At 70.5% G+C, this 23,240-nt stretch carries 21 protein-coding genes; 8 read left to right on the forward strand and 13 right to left on the reverse strand.

The annotated features are described in order from the left end of the window. Nucleotides 1-8 precede the first annotated feature (8 nt). From ABZT47_RS35170 to ABZT47_RS35180, 3 genes are all read right to left on the reverse strand, one after another. Nucleotides 9-263 (reverse strand): hypothetical protein, encoded by a 255-nt coding sequence (locus ABZT47_RS35170; RefSeq protein WP_354852029.1) that lies wholly within the window; start codon nucleotides 261-263, stop codon nucleotides 9-11. Between the two features lie 171 nt (nucleotides 264-434). Then, entirely contained in the window at nucleotides 435-1,331 is an 897-nt protein-coding gene (locus ABZT47_RS35175; RefSeq protein WP_354852031.1) for a glycosyltransferase family 9 protein, read from the reverse strand. 34 nt (nucleotides 1,332-1,365) lie between these two features. Then, the gene (locus tag ABZT47_RS35180; protein ID WP_354852032.1) at nucleotides 1,366-2,583 is read right to left on the reverse strand and encodes a glycosyltransferase; all 1,218 of its coding nucleotides are present in this window, start codon (nucleotides 2,581-2,583) and stop codon (nucleotides 1,366-1,368) included. A 412-nt stretch (nucleotides 2,584-2,995) separates the two neighbouring features. On the opposite strand from ABZT47_RS35180, the gene ABZT47_RS35185 reads away from it, so the two are divergent. Together ABZT47_RS35185 and ABZT47_RS35190 are read left to right on the forward strand one after the other, a co-directional pair. Next, entirely contained in the window at nucleotides 2,996-3,292 is a 297-nt protein-coding gene (locus ABZT47_RS35185; protein ID WP_354852034.1) for a BON domain-containing protein, read from the forward strand. Then, nucleotides 3,289-4,020: a metallophosphoesterase gene (locus ABZT47_RS35190; protein ID WP_354852036.1), complete on the forward strand. Its 732-nt coding sequence runs from the start codon at nucleotides 3,289-3,291 to the stop codon at nucleotides 4,018-4,020. The genes ABZT47_RS35185 and ABZT47_RS35190 overlap by 4 nt, the downstream gene beginning before the upstream one ends. A gap of 202 nt (nucleotides 4,021-4,222) precedes the next feature. Here the strand turns inward: ABZT47_RS35190 and ABZT47_RS35195 are convergent, their stop codons facing one another. From ABZT47_RS35195 to ABZT47_RS35210, 4 genes are all read right to left on the reverse strand, one after another. After that, entirely contained in the window at nucleotides 4,223-4,372 is a 150-nt protein-coding gene (locus tag ABZT47_RS35195) for a GPGG-motif small membrane protein (protein ID WP_189166679.1), read from the reverse strand. A 176-nt stretch (nucleotides 4,373-4,548) separates the two neighbouring features. Further along, nucleotides 4,549-5,094 carry a DUF6328 family protein gene (locus ABZT47_RS35200; RefSeq protein WP_354852038.1) on the reverse strand — a complete coding sequence of 182 codons (546 nt, stop codon included), beginning with the start codon at nucleotides 5,092-5,094 and terminating at the stop codon, nucleotides 4,549-4,551. Then, nucleotides 5,091-5,339 carry a hypothetical protein gene (locus tag ABZT47_RS35205; RefSeq protein WP_354852040.1) on the reverse strand — a complete coding sequence of 83 codons (249 nt, stop codon included), beginning with the start codon at nucleotides 5,337-5,339 and terminating at the stop codon, nucleotides 5,091-5,093. The genes ABZT47_RS35200 and ABZT47_RS35205 overlap by 4 nt, the downstream gene beginning before the upstream one ends. Nucleotides 5,340-5,371: 32 nt before the next feature. After that, nucleotides 5,372-5,929, reverse strand: coding sequence for a DUF1360 domain-containing protein (locus ABZT47_RS35210; RefSeq protein WP_354852042.1), 558 nt, complete (start codon nucleotides 5,927-5,929; stop codon nucleotides 5,372-5,374). 102 nt (nucleotides 5,930-6,031) lie between these two features. Here ABZT47_RS35210 and ABZT47_RS35215 point away from each other — a divergent pair, with 102 nt between their 5' ends. After that, on the forward strand, nucleotides 6,032-6,634 hold the full coding sequence (locus tag ABZT47_RS35215) for a hypothetical protein (RefSeq protein ID WP_354852044.1): 603 nt from the start codon (nucleotides 6,032-6,034) through the stop codon (nucleotides 6,632-6,634). A gap of 72 nt (nucleotides 6,635-6,706) precedes the next feature. Here ABZT47_RS35215 and ABZT47_RS35220 read toward each other — a convergent pair whose 3' ends face one another. Both ABZT47_RS35220 and ABZT47_RS35225 read right to left on the reverse strand, forming a co-directional pair. Beyond that, nucleotides 6,707-8,014, reverse strand: a complete 1,308-nt coding sequence (locus tag ABZT47_RS35220; RefSeq protein WP_354852046.1) for an MFS transporter — start codon at nucleotides 8,012-8,014, stop codon at nucleotides 6,707-6,709. Continuing rightward, the gene (locus ABZT47_RS35225; RefSeq protein WP_354852047.1) at nucleotides 8,011-8,619 is read right to left on the reverse strand and encodes a helix-turn-helix domain-containing protein; all 609 of its coding nucleotides are present in this window, start codon (nucleotides 8,617-8,619) and stop codon (nucleotides 8,011-8,013) included. Before ABZT47_RS35225 ends, ABZT47_RS35220 begins: the two co-directional genes overlap by 4 nt. A gap of 153 nt (nucleotides 8,620-8,772) precedes the next feature. Between ABZT47_RS35225 and ABZT47_RS35230 the strand changes: the two genes are divergently transcribed. Beyond that, nucleotides 8,773-9,264, forward strand: coding sequence for a hypothetical protein (locus ABZT47_RS35230; RefSeq protein ID WP_354852049.1), 492 nt, complete (start codon nucleotides 8,773-8,775; stop codon nucleotides 9,262-9,264). A 120-nt stretch (nucleotides 9,265-9,384) separates the two neighbouring features. On the opposite strand, the gene ABZT47_RS35235 is transcribed toward ABZT47_RS35230, so the two are convergent. The 4 genes from ABZT47_RS35235 to ABZT47_RS35250 form a co-directional block, all read right to left on the reverse strand. Beyond that, entirely contained in the window at nucleotides 9,385-9,963 is a 579-nt protein-coding gene (locus tag ABZT47_RS35235) for a hypothetical protein (protein WP_354852051.1), read from the reverse strand. Beyond that, on the reverse strand, nucleotides 9,960-10,568 hold the full coding sequence (locus ABZT47_RS35240; RefSeq protein WP_354852053.1) for a hypothetical protein: 609 nt from the start codon (nucleotides 10,566-10,568) through the stop codon (nucleotides 9,960-9,962). The genes ABZT47_RS35235 and ABZT47_RS35240 overlap by 4 nt, the downstream gene beginning before the upstream one ends. Nucleotides 10,569-11,033: 465 nt before the next feature. After that, a complete protein-coding gene (locus tag ABZT47_RS35245; protein ID WP_354852054.1) occupies nucleotides 11,034-16,796 on the reverse strand; it encodes a ThuA domain-containing protein in 5,763 nt (1,920 codons plus the stop codon). A 212-nt stretch (nucleotides 16,797-17,008) separates the two neighbouring features. Further along, a complete protein-coding gene (locus tag ABZT47_RS35250) occupies nucleotides 17,009-18,292 on the reverse strand; it encodes an ROK family transcriptional regulator (RefSeq protein WP_354852055.1) in 1,284 nt (427 codons plus the stop codon). Nucleotides 18,293-18,531: 239 nt separating this feature from the next. On the opposite strand from ABZT47_RS35250, the gene ABZT47_RS35255 reads away from it, so the two are divergent. From ABZT47_RS35255 to ABZT47_RS35270, 4 genes are all read left to right on the forward strand, one after another. Then, nucleotides 18,532-19,818 carry an ROK family protein gene (locus tag ABZT47_RS35255; RefSeq protein WP_354852057.1) on the forward strand — a complete coding sequence of 429 codons (1,287 nt, stop codon included), beginning with the start codon at nucleotides 18,532-18,534 and terminating at the stop codon, nucleotides 19,816-19,818. A 261-nt stretch (nucleotides 19,819-20,079) separates the two neighbouring features. Next, a complete protein-coding gene (locus ABZT47_RS35260; RefSeq protein WP_354852058.1) occupies nucleotides 20,080-21,567 on the forward strand; it encodes a sugar ABC transporter ATP-binding protein in 1,488 nt (495 codons plus the stop codon). Further along, on the forward strand, nucleotides 21,564-22,595 hold the full coding sequence (locus ABZT47_RS35265; protein ID WP_354852060.1) for an ABC transporter permease: 1,032 nt from the start codon (nucleotides 21,564-21,566) through the stop codon (nucleotides 22,593-22,595). The genes ABZT47_RS35260 and ABZT47_RS35265 overlap by 4 nt, the downstream gene beginning before the upstream one ends. Before the next feature lie 82 nt (nucleotides 22,596-22,677). Further along, the coding region (locus ABZT47_RS35270) for a substrate-binding domain-containing protein (protein WP_354852062.1) at nucleotides 22,678-23,240 on the forward strand (563 nt) is incomplete at its 3' end.

Raw genomic sequence — 23,240 nt, forward strand, 5'->3', positions numbered from 1 at the left:
TGGTCCTCTCATCCGGTGGAGCGCGGTCCGAGGCCGAGGCGGCGCTGGCGCCGTACGGCGAAGATGATGTCCACGACGGCGATCAGGGCGATCACGCCGAGGACGACGGCCACGATGGTCGCCTTGGCCACCAGCGCGAGCGCGCCGAGGGCCAGCGCGAGGAAGATCGCGAACGAGGCCAGGCGGATGTGGATGACATCGCGAGGTGTCGCGGTCACCATCGGCTTGCCCGTCTCCGATCGCTGTTCCGGTGTTTCACTCATCGTGGCCACCCCTTTCCGGTGAACATTTCCCATACCCGACAAATCCGACGTCATGTGCGCTCCTGCCAGGTGGCGGCGGAGCCGACCGGCGCATCCGCATCCCCTCCCACCGCCGTCGTGCCGACCCCGTCCAGCTACCGTCGAGCGGTCGCTCCAAACCTCCCGCCCTGGTCAGTGGCACGTGACCGACAGCACTCTGCGGGCGGCCGACAGGACGTCCTCCACGGTCACCGCCCCGGTGTCGCCGCCCCCCGCGAGCGCCCGATGGAACGGGCGGTCCGCCGGCGGCCCCCAGCGGGCGGGGGAGTCCGGGCCGAAGACGGTCACCGACGGCACGCCGTACGCGGTCGCGAGGTGCGCCGTCCCGGTGTGCGTGCTCACCACCAGGCGCGCGCCCGCGACCAGCGCGCACTGTTCGCGCAGGGACGTGCGCCCGGCGAGCACGCGGTGCGGGGCCAGCCCCGCCTGCGCCGCCACCAGCAAGGCCAGCGGGCGCTCCCGCCGCGTGCCGGTGACCACGACCCGCATTCCCTCGGCGGTCAGGGCCCTCGCGACCTCCGCGAACCGCTCCGGCGGCCAGCGCCGCGCCACGTCCCGCGCCCCCGGGTGGACCACGACCGAACCCGGCGCCGGATTGGCCACGAGCGGCACGGGAAGCGCCAGGTCACCGGGGTCCACGCGCGAGCCGTACCAGCGCACGAGCCTGCACCACCGCTCGACCTCGTGCTCGCCGTCCTCCCAGTCGGGACCCTTCAGCCGGGGGAAGGCGGGGTCGGCGAACCCCCACAGCCGCCGGGGCCGCACGTCCATCAGCAGCCGGGTGCTGCGCGGCCCGGGCCCGTGCATGTTGACCGCGACGTCGGGCCGGCGGGCGCTCCACGTCAGGCCCTCCAGCCCGCGCACGGGGACGAACCCCTCGACGGCGCCGGTCAGCACGGCCAGGTCGCGCAGTTCGCCGGGCGCGGCGAGCACCACGTTCAACCCTCCCTGGCGCAGCGCGCGCAGGGCCGGCACGGCGGTCAGCAGCCCGCCGACGCCGAGCGCGCGCAATACCAGGGCGATGCTCATGGTCCCGGCACCCCGGGGATCAGCGGCGAAGAGGTCATGACGCCTTCCTCTCGCCGGACGCGCCCACCCCGCCCGCGACGACCTCCTCGTAGACCGAACGCGTCCGCGCGCAGACCCGCTCCCAGCCGTAGAGCGCGCGGGCCCGCTCGGCGCTCGCCCTGCCGTACGCCGCCCGCAGCCGCGGCTCGGCCAGCAGGGTGTTGACGGCCACGGCCAGCGTGCGCGGGTCGCGCGGCGGCACCAGCAGGCCGGTCCGGCCGTGGGCCACCGTTTCCCGCTGCCCGCCGACCGCGGAGGCGACCACGGGCACCCCGCACGCCATGGCCTCCAGGGCGACCATGCCGAACGGCTCGTACCACGGCACGCAGACGGCCACGTCGGCCGAGCGCATGAGCGCGGGGACCTCGTCGTGGGAGACGCCGCCCACGAACCGGACCCGCCCGGCCACCCCCGCCTCGGACGCGGCGCGGCGAAGGCGGCGCACCTCGGGGTCGTCGTCCAGCCGGTCCGCGGACGGGCCTCCGGCCACGATCAGCTCCGCGTCCGGGATCATCCGCATCGCCTCGATCAGCGTGCCGACGCCCTTGCGCGGCACGAGCCGTCCGATGGACAGCAGCCGGGCTCGGCGGGGGCGTGGCATGACGGGCCCGTCCGGGCGGAAGACCGCGGTGTCGACGCCGCAGGGCACCGTCCGGATCGACGGCGGCGGCGCGTTCATCCGCGTCAGCTCCTGCACTTCGTCGCGGCAGGTGGCGATGATCCGGTCCACCCGGCGGGCGACCAGGTCCTCGGCCTGCGGGCGCTCGCGCGGGCTGGTGTCCTCGGCCCCCTGGTGCCGCTGCTTGACCACACCGAGTGCGTGGAAGGTCTGGACGACGGGGACGCCGAGGCCGCGGGTCGCGGCCAGGGCCGCCAGGCCGCTCATCCAGTAGTGCGCGTGCACCACGTCCGGGGGCTGGAACGTCCAGCGCTGCCGCAGCCAGTGCCCGAAATCGGGGATGCAGGGCAGGATGTCGTCCTTGGAGACGCACTGGGGCGGCCCGGCGGGCACGTGGACGACGCTCACCCCCTCGGCCAGCTCGACCTGCTCGGGGACGTGCGCGCTTTCCCTGCGGGTGTACACCGTCACCTCGTGGCCCTGTGCGGCCAGGCCGCGGGCGAGCGCCGCGACGTGGACGTTCTGTCCCCCCGAGTCGGCGCCTCCGGCCGAGGCCAGAGGGCTGGCGTGTTCGGACACCATGGCGATCTTCACCGTGTCTCCTCCAAGTCCGGCGGACGCGCCACGGCGAGATCGCCGGGTCGAGAATGCCCGGGCGACCGGGGATGGGCGGATCCGCATCGGTGACCTCGCTCGGCGAGCGCCGTCCGGCAAGGGCGCGAACAGGAACGTCCGCGGCGCCGCCGGAGCGGCGCCCGATCACTGAGGTGCACGGGGGCAGGGTGCACGGTTGTCACGATCGATCGCCGGCCGAGCCTTCGTGCGTTCCGCGCCGGCGATGTTCCGTTGTCCGGAAGACGGGCTTGGCGTCCGGAGGCTTGAGTTCTCCCGCACTTGCTGTTAGGGCACCCTTCTATCCTGAAAGCAGAGGACCAAACCTCCCCGGTTTCGCGGCCTGAACGGCGGGCATGCGAATCCTGATTGGCCGATCCAAGGGGGGTAGACGATGTCCTACGAGGCCCCGCATCACGTCGTCCCGCATCACGACGCTCCGCACTATGACGCTCCGCACTACCTGGCCGCCCGTGTGCAACGGGCGCTGGCGGAGGATGAGCGCACCTACGAGCTGGGGATCCGTGTGCTCATCAGAGGCGACCAGCTCTTCCTGCGCGGCCAGGTGGAGTGCGACGAACGGCGCCGGCTCGTGGCCGCGGTGGCAGGAGACACCGCGCCGGGCCTGACGGTCCACAACGAGGTCACGGTGGTCGAGATCAGAGGGCCGGGAGAGGAGGAGACCCTGTGAAGATCAGAATCGCGGCCGTCGGGGACGTCCACCTCGGTGAGGATCTGCGCGGGCACTACCGAAGAAGGCTCGACGGCATCGAGGAACACGCCGACGTCTTGATGATCGCGGGTGACCTGACCCGGCACGGCACGCCGGAGGAGGGCAGGGTCGTGGCCGAGGAGTTCCGCGACCTGCCGATTCCGGTCGTCACCGTCCTGGGCAACCACGACTACCAGTCCGACGCCGAGGACGAGATCGTGGCGTTGTTGCGCGACGCCGGCATCCAGGTGCTCCAGGACGAGTCCACGATCATCGAGTGCGGCGACCTGCGGCTCGGGGTGGTGGGCGGCAAGGGCTTCGGCGGAGGGTTCGCCGGCAAGTGCGCGAGCGAGTTCGGCGAGCCGCAGATGAAGGCGTTCGTCCGGCACACCAGAGAGATCTCCGAGCTCTGGCACAAGGCGCTCAAGAGCCTGGACACCGATCACCGGGTCGTGCTCAGCCACTACTCCCCGGTCAAGGACACCCTCGCGGGCGAGCCGCTGGAGATCTATCCCTTCCTCGGCAGCTACCTGCTCGCCGAGGCGGTCGACGCCGAAGGGGCCGACCTGTTCATCCACGGGCACGCCCACTCCGGCGTGGAGAAGGGCCTCACCCCGGGCGGCGTCCGCGTCCGCAACGTGGCGCTCCCGGTGCTGCGCCGGGCGTACGCGGTGTACGGCCTGGGCGGCGAGGACCCCGAGCCCTGACCGCGGCGCCCCGGGGGCGGCGCGACCCACCGCCCCCGGCGGGCCCGGACGGGGAGATCCCGAGACGGCGGGCACGACGGGGAACGGCGAGGATCGACGTGAACGGGGAACGAGGAACGAGGACGGGCAACGGGGAACGGCGGACCGGATGACCGGTCCGCCGTTTCCGCGTCTCACACGCCCCGCGATGTGCGGGGCGTGCCTAAGGATGAAAGATGCTTACGCCACCCGGGCCGACGAGCAACCCGACGACGATGAGGACGATCCCCCAGAGGAGATCGCGACGGGCCAGGATGACGTAGATCCCGGCGATGACCAGAACGACGGCGATGAGCCAGAGAAGTGTACCCATGGGCATCCCACTGCCCTGACAAATGCCCTATTAACGTGTTAGCGGATCAACTTCTCTCAAGGCTTGGTCAAGACGCCGCCGCAGGTGCCGGGCCGATTCCGCCGGCCCCGTCCCTTCGCTGGTCGCACACGGTGCACCGACCGGGCCCGGCGCGCCGGCCACGTCCGAGCCGCCGATCATGAGGTCTCCGGCCGGACGGCGGACGCGCGGCCCTCGCGCCTTCTGGCGAGGGACACCAGCGGCTGCACGAACCACAGCCAGGCGCTCAGCCCCGCCACCCCGCCCGCCAGCAGCGCCGCGGGCAGCACGCCGAGGAACGCCTCCACGACCAGCCCGGTCGAGCAGGTCATGGACAGGGCCAGCGCGATGCCGCCCACCACGCCGAGCCGGTTGGCCCGGTGCAGCATCATCTCCTTCAGCGTGCTGCGGAACAGGATGCGGTGTTGCGTCGCCGGGGCGATGAAGCAGACCGACGCGATCGCGGCGCTGAGCATCGCCACGTAGAACAGCCAGCGGCCCGCCTCGTCGACCTTGCCGAAGCCCGCGGAGAAGGGAAGGGTCAGCAGGAAGGCGAACAGCACCTGCACGCCCGTGGCCGCCACCCGCAGCCCCTGCAGCAGCTCGCCGAGCTCGCGGTCCACCCGTTCCTTGTGGGTCTCGTCCGACTCCTGCCGCGCGCCGTCCCCGGTGGGGTCGTGCCCGGTCACCTCACCCAAGGTCATCGGCGTGCCCTGTACCCTTCGCGGCGGTGCGCCCGTGCTGCCCGCCGCCCATAGAGCAGGGCGGCCCCGAGCGAGGCGTAGGCCAGCAGCCCCATCATGATCGTCAGCCACATGACGCCGGCCGCGCTCGCCACCACTGTGAGAAGGGTGGAGGCCGCCAGGGCGATCAGCGCGTAGCCGAACCATCTGCCGTACGGGTTGTCCTGGAACACCTTCAGCGACGTGCCGAAGGGGATCTCCGTCATCACTCCTCCTCTTCTTCTTATCTCTGTCCTTCTTATTTCTGCTCGCCGTCCCCGTTGTTCCCGCCCCGCCCGCCGGGGTTCTCCGCCGCCTGCATCAGCCGCGAGTACGCGAGCTGGAGCCAGTCGGAGATCGCGACGGCGGTCATGGTCGCCCCGGCCAGGCGGGTGAAGCGCGGCGCCCAGACCATGCCCGCGGCGTAGCCGGTCGCGATCCACTGCGCGATGCAGAAGGGGCAGGTCACCAGCTCGCCGACGGCGTGCCTGACGCCGTGGCCGCGGACCTCCTCCCTCAGTTCGGCGGGTCCGCTGAGTCCGGCGTACCGTGTGAAAGGTGCCCGGAGCGGGCTCGTGACCGGGTCCTTGGTGATCGTTCGGGAGAGCCGATGCGTGCTCACGCCCATCAGCAGCAGGTCGAGAACGGCGATCCGCTCAGGCGGCCGTACGCCCGTCGCCCTTCCCAGGGCCACCAGGCCCGCCACCGCGCCGCCGTATACGCCAAGGACGCGCAGGTAGGAGCCGAGCGGCCGGTCTGCGCCGTTCTCGTAGGCCCGTTCCTCCTTACGCAGTGTCTTGGTCAAATTGTTCGCCATAGCTCGCCGCCTACCCCCGGCCGCGGTGACCATGCCCTCCGTTTGGCCTGCGACAGGACGGGTACGGAAGATCTCCAGCCATCGCTCGTATGGGGGTGAGCCTTGGGAAGTCACACGCATGAGGTCACCGACGCGATCATCGACACGTTGAAGCGCGCCGGGTCGGTTCTCAAAGCCGAGGGGGTGCGGTTCGCCCTCGCCGGAGGCTGCGCGGCGTACGCGCGCGGAGCGGCGCCGTCGCTGCACGACGTCGACTTCGTCCTGGTCGAGGAGGACGTGCCGCGCGCGCTGGAGATGCTCAGAGGGGTCGGCTTCCGCACCGCGAAGCCCCCGGAGGACTGGCTGGTCAAGGCGTTCGACGAGGGCGACCGGCTCGTCGACCTCATCTTCCGCATCGAGGAGCGCCCGATCACCGCCGAGATGATCGCCCGGTCGACCATGATCAACGTCGCGGCGCTGAACCTGCCGGTGCTGGACGCCACCGACCTGGTGATCTCGTGGATCCTGCCCATGTCGGAGCACAGCTGCGACTACGGGTCGATCCTGCCGCAGGTGCGCGCGCTCAGGGAGCAGGTCGACTGGGACCGGGTCGCCGTCGCCGCCTCCACCTCGCCGTACGCCTCGACGTTCCTCACCCTCCTGGACCGCCTGGGCGTCGCCTGCCCCAAGCCACCCCCCGAACACGCCGACACCACCTGGCCCTGACCCGCCCCCCGGTGGCTCGACCCCATACGGGCCGCCGGGTCCCTTGTATGTGATCGAGGGCATCGGTCTAGGTCAGCGAGGCGATGATCGCATGTCGGCACCGCTGTCCTCAGCCGTCTGACGGTCCGGGGTCAGGGAGCGGATGCGGGGGATCGGCGAGGGGAGCAGCCAGAGCAGCGACAGTGCCCCGCCGGCGGCGGCGATGAGGAGGGTCGCCCGCAGGCCGATGTTGGTGGCGAGGAGGCCGCCGAGGACGGCGCCCACCGGGCGTGCGCCGTAGTTGATGGTGCTGAACGCGCCGGCGACTCGGCTGCGCATGCCGTCGGGGATCACGTTGGTCTGCAGGGAGTTGAGGTTGACGTCGAAGAGCATGACGCCGACGCCGGAGAGGAACTCGGCCAGGGCCAAGGCTCCGGCGCGGGCCCAGAGCGGGCCGTCCGCGGCGGCGGCGATGGCGATCGGCGCCGGGAACAACACGGCGCCGACGACGATGCTGCGGCCCAGGCCGATTCCTCGCGAGATCCTGGGGGCGATCACCGCGCCGAGGAGCGAGCCGGTGGCGCCGATCCCGAACGCCATGCCGATGACTCCGGCGGTCAGTCCGAGGTCCCGGCTGGCGTACAGCACGAGCAGGCCGCTGCCCGCGACGAAGGTGAAGAAGTTGACGGTCGCGGCGCACCCGAGGCTCGCCCGCAGCACGGGGTGGTGGACGACGAACGCCAGTCCCTCCCTGGCACGCCGCAGCAGCGAGGGCGCCGCGTGGTCATGAGCGGCCGGCGGTTCGCCGATCGAGACCCGGCCGATCAGGACCGCTGACACCAGGAATGTCAGCGCGTCGACGACGACGGCGAGGGGAGCGGTCAACGCCTGGACCAGAGCGCCGCCGATCGCCGGTCCGGCGACGTACGACGCGGACCGGCTGGCGCTGAGCTTGCTGTTCGCGTCGACGTAGGACGACCGGGGCACCAGGTGGGCGAAGAACGGGGAATAGGCGGTGTTGAACAGCACCGCGGCCGCGCCGGTCAGCAGGGCCACGGCGTACAACTGGACCAGTGTCACCGCTCCCATGAGGTAGGCGGCCGGGAGGGAGAGCAGCACGGCGGCGCGCACCAGGTCGGCGAGAACCATCAGGCGCCGCTTGTCGACGCGGCGGTCTACCCAGGCGCCGATGACGATCGCGAGCAGGTTCGGGGTCCAGATGAGCGCTGTCAGCCACGCCACCTGATCGGCCGAAGCGTGCAGAGCCCCTACGGCGATGAGCGGCAGGGCCAGTTCGGAGATCCGGTCGCCGAACTGCGAGACCGACTGGCCGGCCCAGAAGCGGCGGAACCGCCGGTCACGCCACAGCGATACGACTACGGCCTGGTCCACGGCGCTCATGACGGTCCGCCGGCCTGCTCCTCGGCACCCTCCGGCAGGACGTAGCGCAGCAGCCGGACGCCACGGCCGTCGGCCGGACGCGCGGCCTGCTCACGCGTCACGTAGGGCGCGAGAACCCGCTCGATCGCGTCCTCGATGGCGGCGAGTTCGTCAGGGGAGACGACGACGCGGGTGTTGGCCAGACCCGCGTGCCTCAGCCACTCCGGTTCCAGCTCGGGCTCGACCTCGGCCACCCACCGGCTCGCCAGGTCCGCCGAGCGCAGGAACATCTCCCGGGACAGCACCCGCGCGGCCGCCCTGCCCTCCTGGTCTTCCGGATCCTCCGGCATCTCGAACCGGAAGCCGCGCGCCACCGCCTCCCATCGCCGCTGCCGGCGATCAGGGCCGGGCTCGGCATCGCGGACCAGCCCGAACCCCGCCAGGTGCCGCAGATGCCAGCTCGTCACCGACGGCGTCGCTCCCACGTACGGCGACAGCTCCGTCGCCGTCGCCGCCCCGTACCGCTGCAGCCGCTCAAGGATCGCCAGCCGCACCGGATGCGCCAACGCCCGCATCGCCTGCGGATCAGTGATCTCGATATCGCCCAGACGATTCCCAGACTCCATACGTGAGAGTCTCCTCTCACATATCCTGAGAGTCAACTCTCACATCTCCAGCGCCGGGCCACCAAGGGCTGACAGCCGCATGAACGATCCGGCAGGTATTGTTCTCGACCGCGCCGGGCTCGAATGCCCTGGAACAGCGGGAAGGACGTGTCCGTGGCCGTGTTGATGTCGTCGGCGACCGACTTGTTCAAGCCTCTGTACGGCCACTTCATTCTGGCCGACCAGGATGGCCTCACCGATGACAGCGAACAGCCGTGGGAGCTCGGCGGCGACTGGTTCGAGACCACACCCAATGTCATGGTCATCAGAACCGCCGCGAGTGAGGACCCGCTCGGACTGCACGCCGCCGGCTTCGCATTCGAGACGTGGAACGGCAGTCCACCATCGTCGTCGGCAGAAGCGTGGGACACGTACGTGAGCGATCAGGTTCTGCTGACCTCGGGCCGGATCAACCTGACCGACATCGAAGGCGGGACATCGCCCGTAACGATCGACCTGGGCGCAAGCGGTCAAGTCTGGTACGTCAGAGCCCATGTCCGTGTGCGGCGCCTGACCGATGACGAGATCGCGGAATACGAGCTGGACGCCGAGGACTACGAGGCGGAGTCGTTTCTCCTGCAATTCTGGCCTGCCACCGGTCAGTGACGCCCGGGAGCACGCTCGGGCGTGCCTTCCGCCGCGATCTTCCCGGCACCCGTCCAGGAGGGGGTGCCGGGGCCGTGGCGCCCGGCCCGTGGGGCTCGCCGGGGGCGGGCGTGGCGGGGGTCAGGGGTGGGCGCGGGGGCGGCGGAGCCAGAGGATGGCGGCGGTGGCGGCGGCGAGGGTGAGGGCGCCGATGATGAGCAGGGTGCCGAGCGGGCTGTCGTCGCCGGGCTCGGCGGCGGCCGCCGCGGCGTTGTCCAGGGCGGGGGCCTTCGGCGCCGCGTTGTTCAGCGGTGCGGGGGAGGCGGCCGCCTGCTCGGCGGGGGCGGTGGGGTCCTGGGCGGTCACCTTGACCGTCTTGTGTGCCTTGCCGGGGTCGGTGGCGGTCACCGTGACCTTCCACTCGCCGCTCGGCAGCGGCTCGGCGGCGTGGTAGAGGTTCTGGCCCTCGGATGAGGATCTGAGGGGGATCGGACCGAAGGAGCGGCCGTCGGTGGAGGTGGCGAGCAGTGTCGCGGTGACGGTCTCCGTGACGGGGTGGTTGTCCTCCTTGTAGGTCACCAGGACGTTGATGTTGTGGGCGCCGTCCCCGACCACCTCCAGCTTGATCGGCCCGCCGTGGGCGGAGGCCGCCGATGCGCCGAGCAGCAGCGCGAGTCCGGACAGCAGGACGGTCATGGCGTATCTGAGTGTCATGTTCACGGGTGGTGCCCCTCGGGTTCGGTGTCGGGGGTGAGCGCCCCGTCGCCGGGTGGTGCCTGCAGGAAGACGTGCTGGTGTCCGTAGCCGGCCTCGACGTTCACGGCGTCCAGTGCGGTGGCTCCGACCGACCAGGTGAACAGCGCGTCGGAGCGTTGCCGGGCGGCCCGTTCCAGCGCGCTCGCGGCGGACGGCCCGCGCAGGTCGCGCGCCGCGGCGTAGGCGTCGACGGTGGTGGCGAGCTGCCGGACGGCGGAGGCGAGACTCGACCTGGCCACGTTGGTCGCGGTCTCGCCCGAGGGCGGGTCGGCGAAGCTCGCGACGGCCGCGGTGGCCGCCTCGCGCCACTCGCCGACGTCCGCGGAGGTCACCGCGGCGGGGCCGGCGGCGGCTTCGCCGTCGGGCATGGCCAGGGCCAGTCCCTCCAGCACGGGAGCGAGCCGGTCGCGGGTGGTGCGCGCCAGCGCGGTGAGGTCCTTGATCTGCGTCTTGTCGCGGAGGGCGGCCTGGGTCCGAAGCTGGTCGGCCATCCGCTCGGTGGAGTCCGGACCGGTCACCGCGAAGACCAGGCCGCCGGACAGGAGCGCCCCGAGCGCGAACGCGGCCACGAGCGTCCAGACCCGGGACGCGTTCCAGGTCCGGGGTGTGTTCCCGGGCCGAGGCGCGTTCCAGGCCCGAGGTGCGCTTCCGGGCCGGGGCGCGTTCCAAGTCCGGGACGCGCTTCCGGCTCGGGGCGCGTTGCCGGCGCGGGGTGTGCTTGCGGTCCGGGGCGCGTTCTCGGTTCGAGACGTGTTTCCGGTTCGAGACGCGTTCTCGGTGCGAGGTGCGTTCTTGGTCCGGGATGGAGTGCGGACGGGTGAACCGCCGGCCGGGGGGTTCTGGGACGCTGACGAGTTCCGGACCGGCGTCGCTTTCCTGTTCTGGCCGATGACCGCCACCTCCTCAGGGCGCTTTCGGGGGGACAGTGGGGCGGGTGCCCCGTGACGCGTGTCACGGGGCACCCTGGGTTCAGCGGGGCGCCGGGTCTCCTTCCGGTGGCCCGGCGCCCCTGGGGGCCGGGGCCCCGCTGGTGATCAGTTCTTCGGCGTGCCGCCGTACCGGACGATCAGCGTGTCCGCGTCACGCACGAGCGTGGTGCGGACCTGCGCGTCCTTGACGACCTTCTTGTCGTTGACGACCTTCTTGAAGTCCTCCAGAGCCTTGACGATCTTCTTGTCGTTGTTCTGGTCCTTGCCCTTGCCCTTGTCGCCGTGACCGTGGCCGTGGCCGTTGTCGTCCTCGGCCTTGCGGACCTCGGCGATCGCCTTCTGCAGCTTCTCGGCGGCCTTGCGGTCGAGCTTCTTCTCCTTCTCGAAGCGGTCGATCAACCGGCCGATCTCGGCGGTAGAGGTGGCGATGGTGAACTTCACCGTCTGCGCCGTGGTGTTGCCCGCCTTGTTGACGGCGGTGACGGTGAGCGTGTGCTCGGCCAGCGACAGCGGGTACAGCGCGACGACGGTCCCGGAGGTGATCGTCTGGCCGTCCAGCGTGCCGGTGACCGACTTGAGGCCGGACCCGTTGTCGATGGCCTGCCAGGCGACCTTCAGGTCCTGGCTGTCGCCGTACTGGGCGCCGTTGGCGACCCCGGTGACCATGACGGTCGGGGCCTTGGTGTCGATCTTGACCGTCACGGCCTTGACGTCCTCGACGTTGCCGGCCTTGTCGGTCGAGCGGTACTGCAGCTGGTGCTGTCCCTCGCCCGTGATGTCGACGACCGCGGTGTACGGCGTCCAGGCGCCCCCGTCCAGCGAGTACTCGATGGAGGCCACGCCGGACGCCTGGTCCGCCGCGGTGAGGGTCACGGGCACGGCGCCGTTGTGCCAGCCGTCGTCGTTCGCCGGAGCGGACGCCGCGGTGGTCGTCGGAGCCGTGGTGTCCACCTTGACCTCGAGGGTCTTGGCGTCCTCGACGTTGCCCGCCTTGTCGGCGGAGCGGTAGGCGAGGGTGTGCGCGCCGTCACCGGAGACGACGATCGCCTCGGTGTAGGCGGTCCAGGCGCCGCCGTCCAGCTGGTACTCCGTACGGTCGACCCCGCTGCCCTTCTCCTCGTCGGCGGCGGTCAGCGTGACCTGCGCCGGCTCGGTGAACCAGCCGCTGTCCGGCTGCGCCGGGTCGGTCGTGGCGCTCGTCACCGGGGCCGTCTTGTCGGACTGCTCGACCACCTTGGAGAGGTGGAAGTAGTCGAACTTGACGGTCGCGGACTTGGTCTGGCTCGCGCCGAAGGCGAACAGGCCGATCTTGCCGCCGTTGGCCACCACGCTGTTGCGCACCGGGGTGTTCGCGGCGATCTCGGTCCAGGTGGTGCCGTCGGCGGAGTAGAACCCGCTGAAGGCGTCACCCTTCTTCACCAGGCGCAGCCACCACACGCCGCTGGTGACGTTGCCCAGCTGCGGCTGCGGGTCCTGCACGGCGCCGCCGACCTCGCTGCGCAACTCCAGACGGCGGGCGACCGCCGAGCCGGGGGTGCTGTCGGCGACCAGGTCGAACTTCACGTAGTCGTCGTCACCGGTGTAGACGATCAGACCACCCTGGTGGTACTGCTCGCTGATAGCCGATCCGTCGAGCTTGGTCTCCAGCGTCCAGTCGCCCTCCGGCGCCGGCTGCAGGATGAAGTTCTTCGGCGAGCTGTTGCCGGTCCCGTAGATGTCACCCGCCTGGGTGTCGATCTCCAGGTTGCCGCCGGTCACCCGCGCCGCGGTGGGGTCGGGGCGCACCGAGGCGTCCCAGCGGCAGCCGTCGAGGGAGGTCCCGTCGAACTCGTCGTCCGTGCCCGGCCTGGTGGCCTTGTCGTCCGGCGTGATCTGGAACCAGTCGAACGCCGCGTCCACCACAGGGTGGTTGGCGCCGGCCAGCGAGAGGAAACCGATCTTCGGGTTGGTCATCCCGGCGAGCGGCTTGGTCTGCGACATGGCGGTGAAGGTGACACCGTCGGAGGAGTAGTGAGCGGTGATGTTGGTGCCGTCGCTGACGAACCGCACGTAGACCGTGTCGGGGTAGGTGTCCCCGAGCTGGGCGGAGTTGCTCGCCGTGACCTCGTTGGGAGTGCCCTTCTCCTCCCGGATGAACTGGAAGACGCGGTTGGCGTGGGAGTTGTTGCCCCGCGCCTGCAGCACCATCTTGGCGTAGTTGTCGTCGTCGCCGTAGATGATCAGGCCCGCCTGCTGGTACTGGTCGCGGGCGTTCATCGTCAGCTTGGTGGTGGCCGTCCAGGCCCCCGACGGCGCCGGCTGCACGACGATGTTGGTCGTGTTGCCGCCCGCGCTGTAGATGTCGGTGGTGGACGTCGGGATGATGAGCTTGCCGTCCACGACCTTGAGGTCCTGGTTCTCCCGGATGACCGACCAGCGGTCACGGTCGAGCGTGGTCCCCAGGAAGTCGTCGGAACGGCCGGTGAAGCACTGCGTGGCCGGCGCGTCCACCTTGACCGTGACCTTGGCGGTGGCCACCGCACCCTTGGCGTCGGTCACCGACACCGTCGCGGTGTAGGTGCCCGGCGCGTTGTAGGTGTAGCTCGCCGCGGCGGTCGTCGGCTCCGGAGCCCCGGCCACGCCGAAGTTCCACTTGTAGGTGAGCGGCTCGTCGCCGTCGGGGTCGGTCGCCGTCGCGGTGAAGTCGACCTTCAGCGGAGAGGTTCCCGTCGTGGGCTTCGCCGACGCGGTGACCAGCGGGCGCTGGTTCTCGGTGACGCCCTTGCCGATGAAGTCGACCCAGTTGGCGTTGATCAGGAAGGCGTCGTTGGCGGCGCTCGCCGGCTTGCGCACGACGAAGTACAGCGTCCCCGTCTGCGCCGGGGCGTCGGTCAGGTTGATCGTGACGTCGGTGAACGTCTGCCAGCCCCCGGTGCCCTGCACGTCGGCCGATCCGATCAGCTGCCCGTTCACCGGGTCGCCCAGCCGCACCTGGACGGTGCCGCCGGAGGTGGCCGACGAGACGCGCAGCCGGACCGCGCTGATGTTCCCCAGGTACACCGGGGAGTAGGACCACCAGTCGCCGTCCTGGATGTTGCCGATGTTCTTGGTGCCGCCCTGCGGGTCGGTGGTGTCCTCCACCTGGACGCCCGGGGCGTCGGTGCCCGTGCCGCCCGCGGCGCGGCCGGTCTGGGTGAAGTGCTCGGCCTGCTTGCGCTTGGGCTGCAGGATGACCTGGCCGCGTCCGGTGAGGGACTTGGCCGCGCCGTCGGCGCCGCCCTTGTCGGCGTAGGTGGCCTCGATCACGTAGAAGAGGTTGTCGTCGATTCCGTGACCGTTGTCGGTGAGCGTCTGCAGCACACCCTCGCAACCGGTGTGCTGGTCGAGGGGGTGGGAGTGGCTGTCGTGACCGAGGAACGCCTGGACCTGGACCTTGTCACAGTCGATGTCCCCGTCCTCGGGGTCGGTGACGGCGACCTTGTACTTCACCTGGTCACCGAACTCGAAGAAGCCTCCGTCCGGCGGCGGGAGAAGCGTGACGGTCGGGCGGGTGTTGCCCGCGACGATCGGCACGCTGGCATTGGCGGTGACGCCGTCGGGGTTGGTGATCGTCAGGACCGCGCTGTAGTTGCCCGCCTTGGTGTAGGTGTACGACGGGTTGGGGTCGGTCGAGTCGGTCGTGCCGTCGGCGTCGAAGTCCCACGCGTAGGTGATGGTCTTGCCGTCCGGGTCCCGTGAGCCCTCGCTGGAGAACTGCACGGTCAGCGGCGCCGGGCCGTCGGTCTTGTCGGCCGAGACGCGGGCGACCGGCGGGCGCACGCCCTTGGTGTAGTCGACGCGGTAGACCCCCGAGTCGGCGTTGTCGCCGCCGAAGCCCGATCCCCACTCGATGAGGTACAGCGCACCGTCGGGGCCGAACTTCATGTCCATGGGCTTCTTGAAGCTCAGGGTCTTGAGGATCTGGTTGATCTTGACGAGCTTGGCGCCGTCCTCGTCGAGCTGGAACGAGAACATCTGGTTGTTGTTCCACTCACCGAAGATCGCCTTGCCGTCCCAGTACGCCGGCCACTTGGTGGCCGACTGCAGGTCGGGGTTGTACCGGTAGACCGGTCCGCCCATCGGCGCCCCGCCGTGCAGCTCGGGGAAGTTCTGCGCGTCGGTGTTGTAGTGGTACCAGACCGTCGCCGGGATCACCGGCGGCAGGTTGGTCAGGCCGTCGTTGTTGGGCGAGTCGTTGACCGGCGCGTCGCAGTTGAACGGCGCTCCTGAGGTCTTGGTCGCGAAGTTGTAGTCGACGAACGGCTTGTTGTTGCCGTTGCAGTACGGCCAGCCGTAGTTGCCCGGCTTGGCGATCAGGTTCCACTCGACGGTGTTCTCCGGACCGCGGTTGGCGTTCGCGGAGTTGGCGTCCGGGCCGTACTCGGCGACCATGGGACGGCCCGTCTTCGGGTCGAGGCCCATGCGGAACGGGTTGCGGAAGCCCATGCCGTAGATCTCGGGCTTGGTCTTCGCCGTTCCCGCGGGGAACAGGTTGCCGGAGGGGACGGTGTAGGTGCCGTTCGCCTCGGGGTGGATGCGCAGCAGCTTGCCGCTCAGGCTGTTGGTGTTGCCGGCGCTGCGCTGGGAGTCCCAGGAGGACCGGCCCGCCTGCTCGTCGAGCGGCGCGTAGCCGTCCGAGGCGAACGGGTTGGTGTTGTCACCGGTGGCGAGCCACAGGTCGCCGGTCTTGGCGTCGATCACCATGCCGCCGCCGTGGTGGCAGCACTCGGCGCGCTGCACCGGCACGTCCATGATCTTCTTCTCGCTGGACATGTCGAGGGTGTCCCCGGTGACCGTGAACCGGCTGAGCCGGTCGACGTTCTCACCCGCCGGCGAGTGGTACAGGTACACCCAGTGGTTGGTGTCGAACGCCGGGTCCAGCGCCAGTCCGAGCAGGCCGCTCTCGTTGGCGGTGAAGACGTTCAGGTGACCGGCCGTGACGGAGCCGCCGCCGGTCTTGATGATCTTGACGTCGCCCAGCCGGTCGATGTAGAAGACCCGGCCGTCCTTGGCCACGTCCAGCATCATCGGGTTGGAGGTGTTCTCGTCGAGGCTGACCTTGTCGAAGCTGTCGCTCTGCGAGGCCGAGCAGTCGGCCTTCACGGCGCCCGCGGCGGTCTCGATGCCGCCGAGCAGCATCTTCAGGAAGTTCGGCTCGGCGTAGCTCTCCTTGGTGTGGCCGAGGCCGGTGTACCAGGAGCGGCCGCCGTCGTAGTCCTGGCACCACACCGTCGGGTGGTCGATGCCCATGGTGGCGCCGGTGTAGGACTTCTCGTCCATCGACGCCAGCACGTGCACGGTGCCGCGGGGGTTGGACTGGTAGTCGTACCACTCGTCGGTGCGGGTCCACGACGTCGGCAGCCCCTGGGTGGAGGGGTGCGCCGGGTCCTCGACCTTGACGGTGGCCTGCTGGATGGCCGGGTGCTGCTTGAAGTACGCGCCGACGAGCTTGCCGTACCACGCCCAGTTGTAGCCGCTGTCGGAGGCGGCGTGGACACCGGCGTAACCGCCGCCGGCCTGGATGTAGCGCTGGAAGGCGTCCTTCTGGTCCTGCGTGCCCAGCGGGTCGCCGGTCGTGGACATGAAGATGACGGCCTGGTACTGCGCCAGGTTCTCGTCGGTGAACTTGGTGCTGTCCTCGGTCGTGTCGACCGCGAAGTTGTTCTCCTGGCCGAGCTTCTGGACGGCCGCGATGCCCTCGGGGATCGCGTCGTGCCGGAAGCCGGTGGTCTTGGAGAAGACCAGGACCTTGAAGTCGGGGGCCGCGGCGCTCGCCGTGCTCTCGGCGTTCGCGGCGCTCGGCGAGGACACCAGGAAGGTGAGGATGGGGAGGACGAGGGCGAGGGCCATCGTCGCCGCCGTCGCCCGTAGAAGGCGAAGGTGATCTGCTGGCAGGACCGCGGTGAACGGCCTGGCCCACGTTCGAGAACGTGGTGACATGGGAAACCCTTTCCTGACCGGGGGGACGTCAGGCAAGGCGCGCGCCGCCGCGCTTGTTGCCGCTTGTTGAGATGGACACTGCGGTGACTGGAGATGTGCCGTCTCCAGGTACTGGGAGGCCGTCAGGGAACCGTCGGCCTGGGTAAGGAACTCATGATCGTTGTCGGGTCGTCGATGAGGTGGTTGACCACCATGCTCGCGGCGCCGCGGGACGCGGCGCCGAAACCTAGATCAGAGGCGGTGAATCTGCATTGGGGGGCGGGGCCGGCCACGACGAGCCGCTCCAGCTCCGCCTGGGCGTGCGGCAGCAGCCACTCGGCCAGCGTGGCGAAGTAGCCGCCGACGACGATCACGCGCGGGTTGAACAGGTTGGCCACGATCGAGCCGCCGAGCCCGAGCCACCGTCCGACCTGCGTGACCGCCTCCAGCATGCCGCGGTCGCCCGCGGCCAGCCTTCGGGCGATCTCCGTCGCCCGTTCCTCCGGGTCGGACACCGGGAGACCGGGCAGCGTGTACGCCTGCTCGGGCATCGCCGCGCGCGCCAGCGCCGCGAGGCCCACCTTGGTCTCCCAGCAGCCGTGCCGGCCGCATCCGCAGCGGGCGCCGGCCGGGTCGACGGGCAGGTGCCCCACCTCCCCGGAGAAGCCGTCCGCGCCGCGCAGCAGCCTGCCGTCGACGATGATCCCGCCGCCCACGCCGACCTCGCCGGTGAGGTAGACCATGTGCGGCGTGCCGGCGGCGACGCCCGAGGTGTACTCGGCCAGAGCCGCCAGGTTGGCGTCGTTGTCCACCATCACCGGCACGCTGAGCGGGCCGAGCGCGGAGGACAGCCGATCGGCCAGCGGCAGGTCGTGCCAGTCGAGGTTGGGCGCGAACCTCACGACGCCGCACGCGACGTCGACCAGGGCCGGGATCGCCACCGCGACGCCGGCCGGGACGGCCCCGGCGCGCTTCATCGCCTCGATGGCCTCCCGGGCCACCAGGCCGAGCCGGCGCAGTGACCTGTCGGTGCCGCTGCCCACCGCGTCGAAGCTGACCCGGCGCTCCACCAGGACATGGCCGCTGAGGTCGCGTCCGTGGACCGAGATGTAGTCGACGTTGATCTCCAGTCCCAGCGCGCCGACGTGGGCGCCGTGCAGCGCCACGGCCCGCCGGGGACGGCCGACCGCGCCGACGTGCTCGATGCCCACCTCCCGCACCAGGTCCCATTCGAGGAGCTCGGCCACGAGGTTGGAGACCGTGGCCCGGTGCAGGCCGGTCGCCTCCGCGATGTCGGCTCTGGAACGTGACACATGGTCGCGAAGCTGGCGCAGCACCGAGGACAGGTTCGCCCTCCGCAGGGCGGTGGCGCTCGTGGGCGGAGCGGTGCCGCTCGCCGCGCGGGAAAGGCGCGGGTCCTGTGTCACGCGGTCACCGCCCTTCGTTTATCTCTGTGATCAACTAATGAGGTTTGTAACACGGAGATGTCCGGTATGCACTCCATTGCGAGGTAACGAGTTGGCATCGCGCCGAAGAACGGCAGGTCAGCAGTAAAAAACGTCTCGTTACGGGAAAGTTACACAGCTCGTCGCCCCGCCCCGCTTGTCTCACCACGGTGTGTATGTCTTTAATTCGGCGAGCCATGCGAATCAATTAAGGGAGGGCCGTGGAGCACAACCAGCCCGACGGCCGCCTCGTCGAACCGAGAGGTCTCGGCCGACCGGCGGGGCTTCCCGCCGACCAGACCACGGTTCGCCGTTCCAACCTCTCCCTGGTGCTTCGCCATGTCAGCGAACGCGGGCAGTGCTCTCGGTCGGCGGTCGCCATCGAGACCGGCCTGAACAAGACCACCATCACCAGCCTGGTGGGGGAGTTGCAGGCGCGGGGACTGCTCAAGGAGATCGGGCCGCAGCACGCGGGCTCCGTCGGGCGGCCGAGCCTCGCGCTCACCCTCGACGGCGCGAGGGTCGGCGCCCTCGGAGTGGAGGTGAACGTCGACTACGTCGCCGCGTTCGCCACCGACCTGGCGGGACGGGTGCTCATCGACCGCAGGATCGGCTTCGACGCGATGGGAGCCGGCCCCGGCCGCTCCCTCGGCAAGCTCTCCCAGGTGATCGACAAGGCCGTCACGGACCTCGACCGGCTCGGAGTCGCGCTGGCGGGGATCACCGTGGCCATCCCCGGACTGGTCAACGCCGCCACGGGCACCGTCGTCGTCGCCCCCAACCTCGGCTGGCACCAGGTGCCGCTGGTCGACCGGCTGAAGTCCGCCGGCATCTCCGCGCGGGTGCCCGTCACCATCGACAACGACGCCAACCTCGCCGCGCTGGCCGAGTACACCTCAGGGGTCGCCATGGGCACGCCCGACCTGGTCTACCTCACCGGGGAGGTCGGCGTGGGCTGCGGCATCATCTCCGGCGGCCGCCCTCTGAGCGGGGCGGACGGGTTCGCGGGCGAGGTCGGCCACGTCGTGGTCGACCCGTCGGGCGAGCGGTGCGGCTGCGGCAGGACCGGCTGCTGGGAGACCAAGGTGGGGTTGGCGGCGCTGGTACGGATGGCGGTCCCCGACCACGCCTACGGCACCGACCGGCACCTGCTGCGCGATCCCGAGGAGCGACTGGCGGAGATCGACCAACGGCGGGCCGAAGGAGATCCCCGGGTCGACGCCGCCATCACCGAGGTGGGCCGGTGGCTCGGGCGCGGAACCGCGCTGCTGATCAACCTGTTCAACCCGCGGGCCGTCGTGCTGGGCGGATACTTCGCCCGGCTCGCCGACCGGCTCATCCCCGTCGCGCAGACGGAGCTGGACGGGCTGGGCATGACCGCCGTCACCGGTCGCTGCCGCTTCCTCGCCTCCACCCTGGGCTTCGGCGCGGCCGCACGGGGCGCGGTCAACGTCGTCATCCAGCGGGTGCTGTCCGACCCGACCACCATCGCGATCCGCCACTCGTAGATCCCTGGCACGGAAGGCAACGACCACCCCCGCACCCTGAACGCTTCCCCCTGTCCTCACCGCCCCTCACCAAGCGTCCCGTTCGCCGGCCGTCGGTCAGAGCTGTGACGTCACCGTCCTCGCCGACTTCGGTGCCGTCCCAGTCGTGCCGTCTGACCCGGCCGGCGAACGGGATCCCCTCTCCCCGCTCGGCCGTCCAGACACACCCCCCGGAGGCTCCCCGTGCCGCGGTCATCTCCCGACTCGGCTTCTCTCCTCGTCATGCGAGGAATCGTCAAGCAGTTCCCCGGCGTGCGCGCCCTGGACGGCGTCGACCTCGACGTCCGCGCCGGGGAGGTGCACTGCCTGCTCGGCCAGAACGGCGCGGGCAAGTCGACCCTCATCAAGGTGCTGGCCGGAGCGCACCAGCCCGACGAGGGCACCATCACCTTCGGGGGCGAATCGGTTCGCCTGACCAGTCCGACCGCCGCGATCAGGCTGGGCGTCTCCACGATCTATCAGGAACTGGACCTGGTCGACGGGCTGAGCGTGGCCGAGAACATCTTTCTCGGCCACGAGCCGGCCCGGATGGGGTTCGTCAGCCAGGGCGAGGTGAACCGCGCCGCCCGGGAGCTGCTGAGCGGGCTCGGCCACGGCGAGATCCGCCCGGCGACCGAGGTGGGACGGCTGGCGCCCGCGGCCAAGCAGGTGGTCAGCATGGCGCGGGCGCTGTCGTACGACACCCGGCTGATCGTGATGGACGAGCCGTCGGCGGCCCTGGCCCACGACGAGGTGGAGAACCTGTTCCGGATCATCCGCGACCTGACCGCGCGGGGTGTGGCGGTGGTCTACATCTCGCACCGGCTGGAGGAGATCCGCGAGATCGGCGACCGGGTGACGGTCCTGAAGGACGGGCGCACGGTCGCGGTCGGGCTGCCGGCCAAGCAGACGCCCACCTCGCAGGTGGTCTCGCTCATGACCGGCCGCAACGTCGAGCACGTCTTCCCGCCCCGGCCCGCGCCCGGCGGCCACGAGGGCCGTCCGGAGATCCTGCGCGTTGAGGGGCTGAGCGTCCCCGGCCGGGTCAGGGACGTGTCGTTCACCGTGCACGCCGGGGAGATCGTCGGGCTGGCCGGGCTGGTGGGGTCGGGCCGTTCGGAGATCATCGAAGCGGTCTACGGAGCCCGCCGCGCCACGGGCAGGGTCGTCGTGGAGGGCGTCCCGGTGCGTGGCGGCAGCACCACCCGCGCCGTGCGGGCCGGCATGGGGCTCGCCCCCGAGGAGCGCAAGGCCCAGGCGCTGCTGCTCGACCAGAGCGTCATGCGCAACATCTCGCTGAGCAGCCTCGGCCGCTACGCCAGGTTCGGCTGGATGGACCGCCGCCGGGAGGCGTCCGAGGCCTGGCGCCAGGTCGAGGACCTGGGCATCCGCCCCCCTCACCTGGAACGGCCGATCAAGAACCTGTCCGGCGGCAACCAGCAGAAGGCGGTGCTGGCGCGCTGGCTGATCAACGGCCGCAGGCTGCTGCTGCTCGACGAGCCGACCCGCGGCGTCGACGTCGGGGCCCGGGCGGAGCTTTACGCCGTCATCAGGAAGCTGGCCGACGAGGGGATCGGCGTGCTGCTGGTCTCCAGCGAGGTCCCCGAGGTGCTGGGCCTGGCCGACCGGGTGCTGGTCATCCGGGAGGGGCGCGTGATCCACGAGAGCGACGCCCGGGACCTCGACGAACACAACGTCCTCGACATGATCATGGAAGGAAGACCGGCGTGAGCGACTCCCTGAAGCCCGCGGTGGACGAACAGGGGACGACCGGCCGGTCACGGACCGGCGGACCCGCCTCTGGCACGACGACGCTGAACCGCCTGGGGGCGATCCCCCATCTCGGACTGATCATCGCGCTCGCGCTGCTCGCGGCGGTGGGCATGGTGACGGTGCCCGACGCCTTCGGCACCGGGTCCAACCTGGTGAGCGTGCTGTCGCTGACCGCGACCATCGGCGTGATCACCGTCGGCATGACCTTCGTGATCATCGGCGGCGGCATCGACCTGTCGGTCGGCGCCCTGATGGCGCTGGCCTCGGTGTGGGCCACCACGCTGGCCACGCAGGCCTACGGCCCGTTCGTGATGATCGTGTGCGCCGTCCTGGTGGGCGCCGGCGCCGGCCTGGTCAACGGGCTGCTGATCGCCTATGGGCGGATGGTGCCCTTCATCGCCACGCTGGCGATGCTGGTGGCCGCCCGTGGGCTGGCGCAGCGGATGTCGGACCGCAGGACCCAGCTCGTGCAGCAGGGCAACGACGCGATCGTGGGGCTTTCCACGACGCGGGTGCTCGGCCTGCCCGTGCTGGTGTACATCTTCGCCGTCGTCGTGCTGCTGGGCTGGATCCTGCTGAACCGCACCACCTTCGGCCGGCGCACCTACGCGGTCGGCGGCAACCCCGAGGCCGCGCGCCTGGCGGGCATCGACGTGCGCCGCCACACCGTGCTGCTGTACGTGCTGTCCGGCCTGTGCTGCGGCATCGCGGCGGTACTGATCATGGCCAGGACGACGACCGGTTCGTCGACGCACGGCGACCTGTACGAACTGGACGCGATCGCCGCGGTCATCATCGGCGGCACGCTCCTCACCGGCGGCCGGGGGAGCATCATCGGCTCCATCCTCGGCCTGCTGATCTTCACGTTGATCACCAACCTGTTCATCCTGAACGGGCTGAACACCAGCGACCAGCTCATCGCCAAGGGGATCATCATCGTCGTCGCCGTGCTGTTGCAGCGGCGAAGCCTGGCGACAGGCACCTGAAACCGCGGAGCCCTCTCCGCTTCGCGGCGAGGGCTCCGCGGCCGGATCGCGCACGCGATCAGCTGCACCCAAAGGAGAGATCATGGAAAAGAACGTAGGCCGGCGCGGTTTCCTGGTGAGCGGCGCCGTCGTCGGCGCCGGCGCCCTGGTGAGCGCCTGCACGAGCAACGAGCCGGCCGCCGCGCCCTCCGCCGCCGCCACCCAGGCCGCCGCGGCGGCGGGGACGGACAACGACAAGCCCGGCGAGAAGGTGGTCATCGGGTTCTCGGCTCCGGCGGCCGACCATGGCTGGATCGCGGCGATCACCAAGAACGCGCAGGACGCGGCGAAGAAGTACTCCGATGTGGAGTTCAAGCCGGTCGAGCCGACCAATGACATCAACCAGCAGATCTCGGCGGTGGAGTCGTTGATCGCCGCCAAGGTGGGCGCGCTGGTGATCCTGCCCAACGATGGTGAGCAGTTGAACCAGGTGGCTCGCAAGGCGATGGACGCCGGCATCCCGGTGATCAACGTCGACCGGATCTTCCCCGACAAGCTCTCGTACCGGACGTGGATCGGGGGGGACAATTACGGCATGGGCGTGGCCGCGGGCACCTACATCGGCAAGACGCTGAAGGACAAGGGCGTGTCCAACCCGGTGATCCT

The organism is Sphaerisporangium sp. NPDC005289, from assembly GCF_040607455.1.
In the GTDB taxonomy this organism is placed as follows: domain Bacteria; phylum Actinomycetota; class Actinomycetes; order Streptosporangiales; family Streptosporangiaceae; genus Sphaerisporangium; species Sphaerisporangium rhizosphaerae.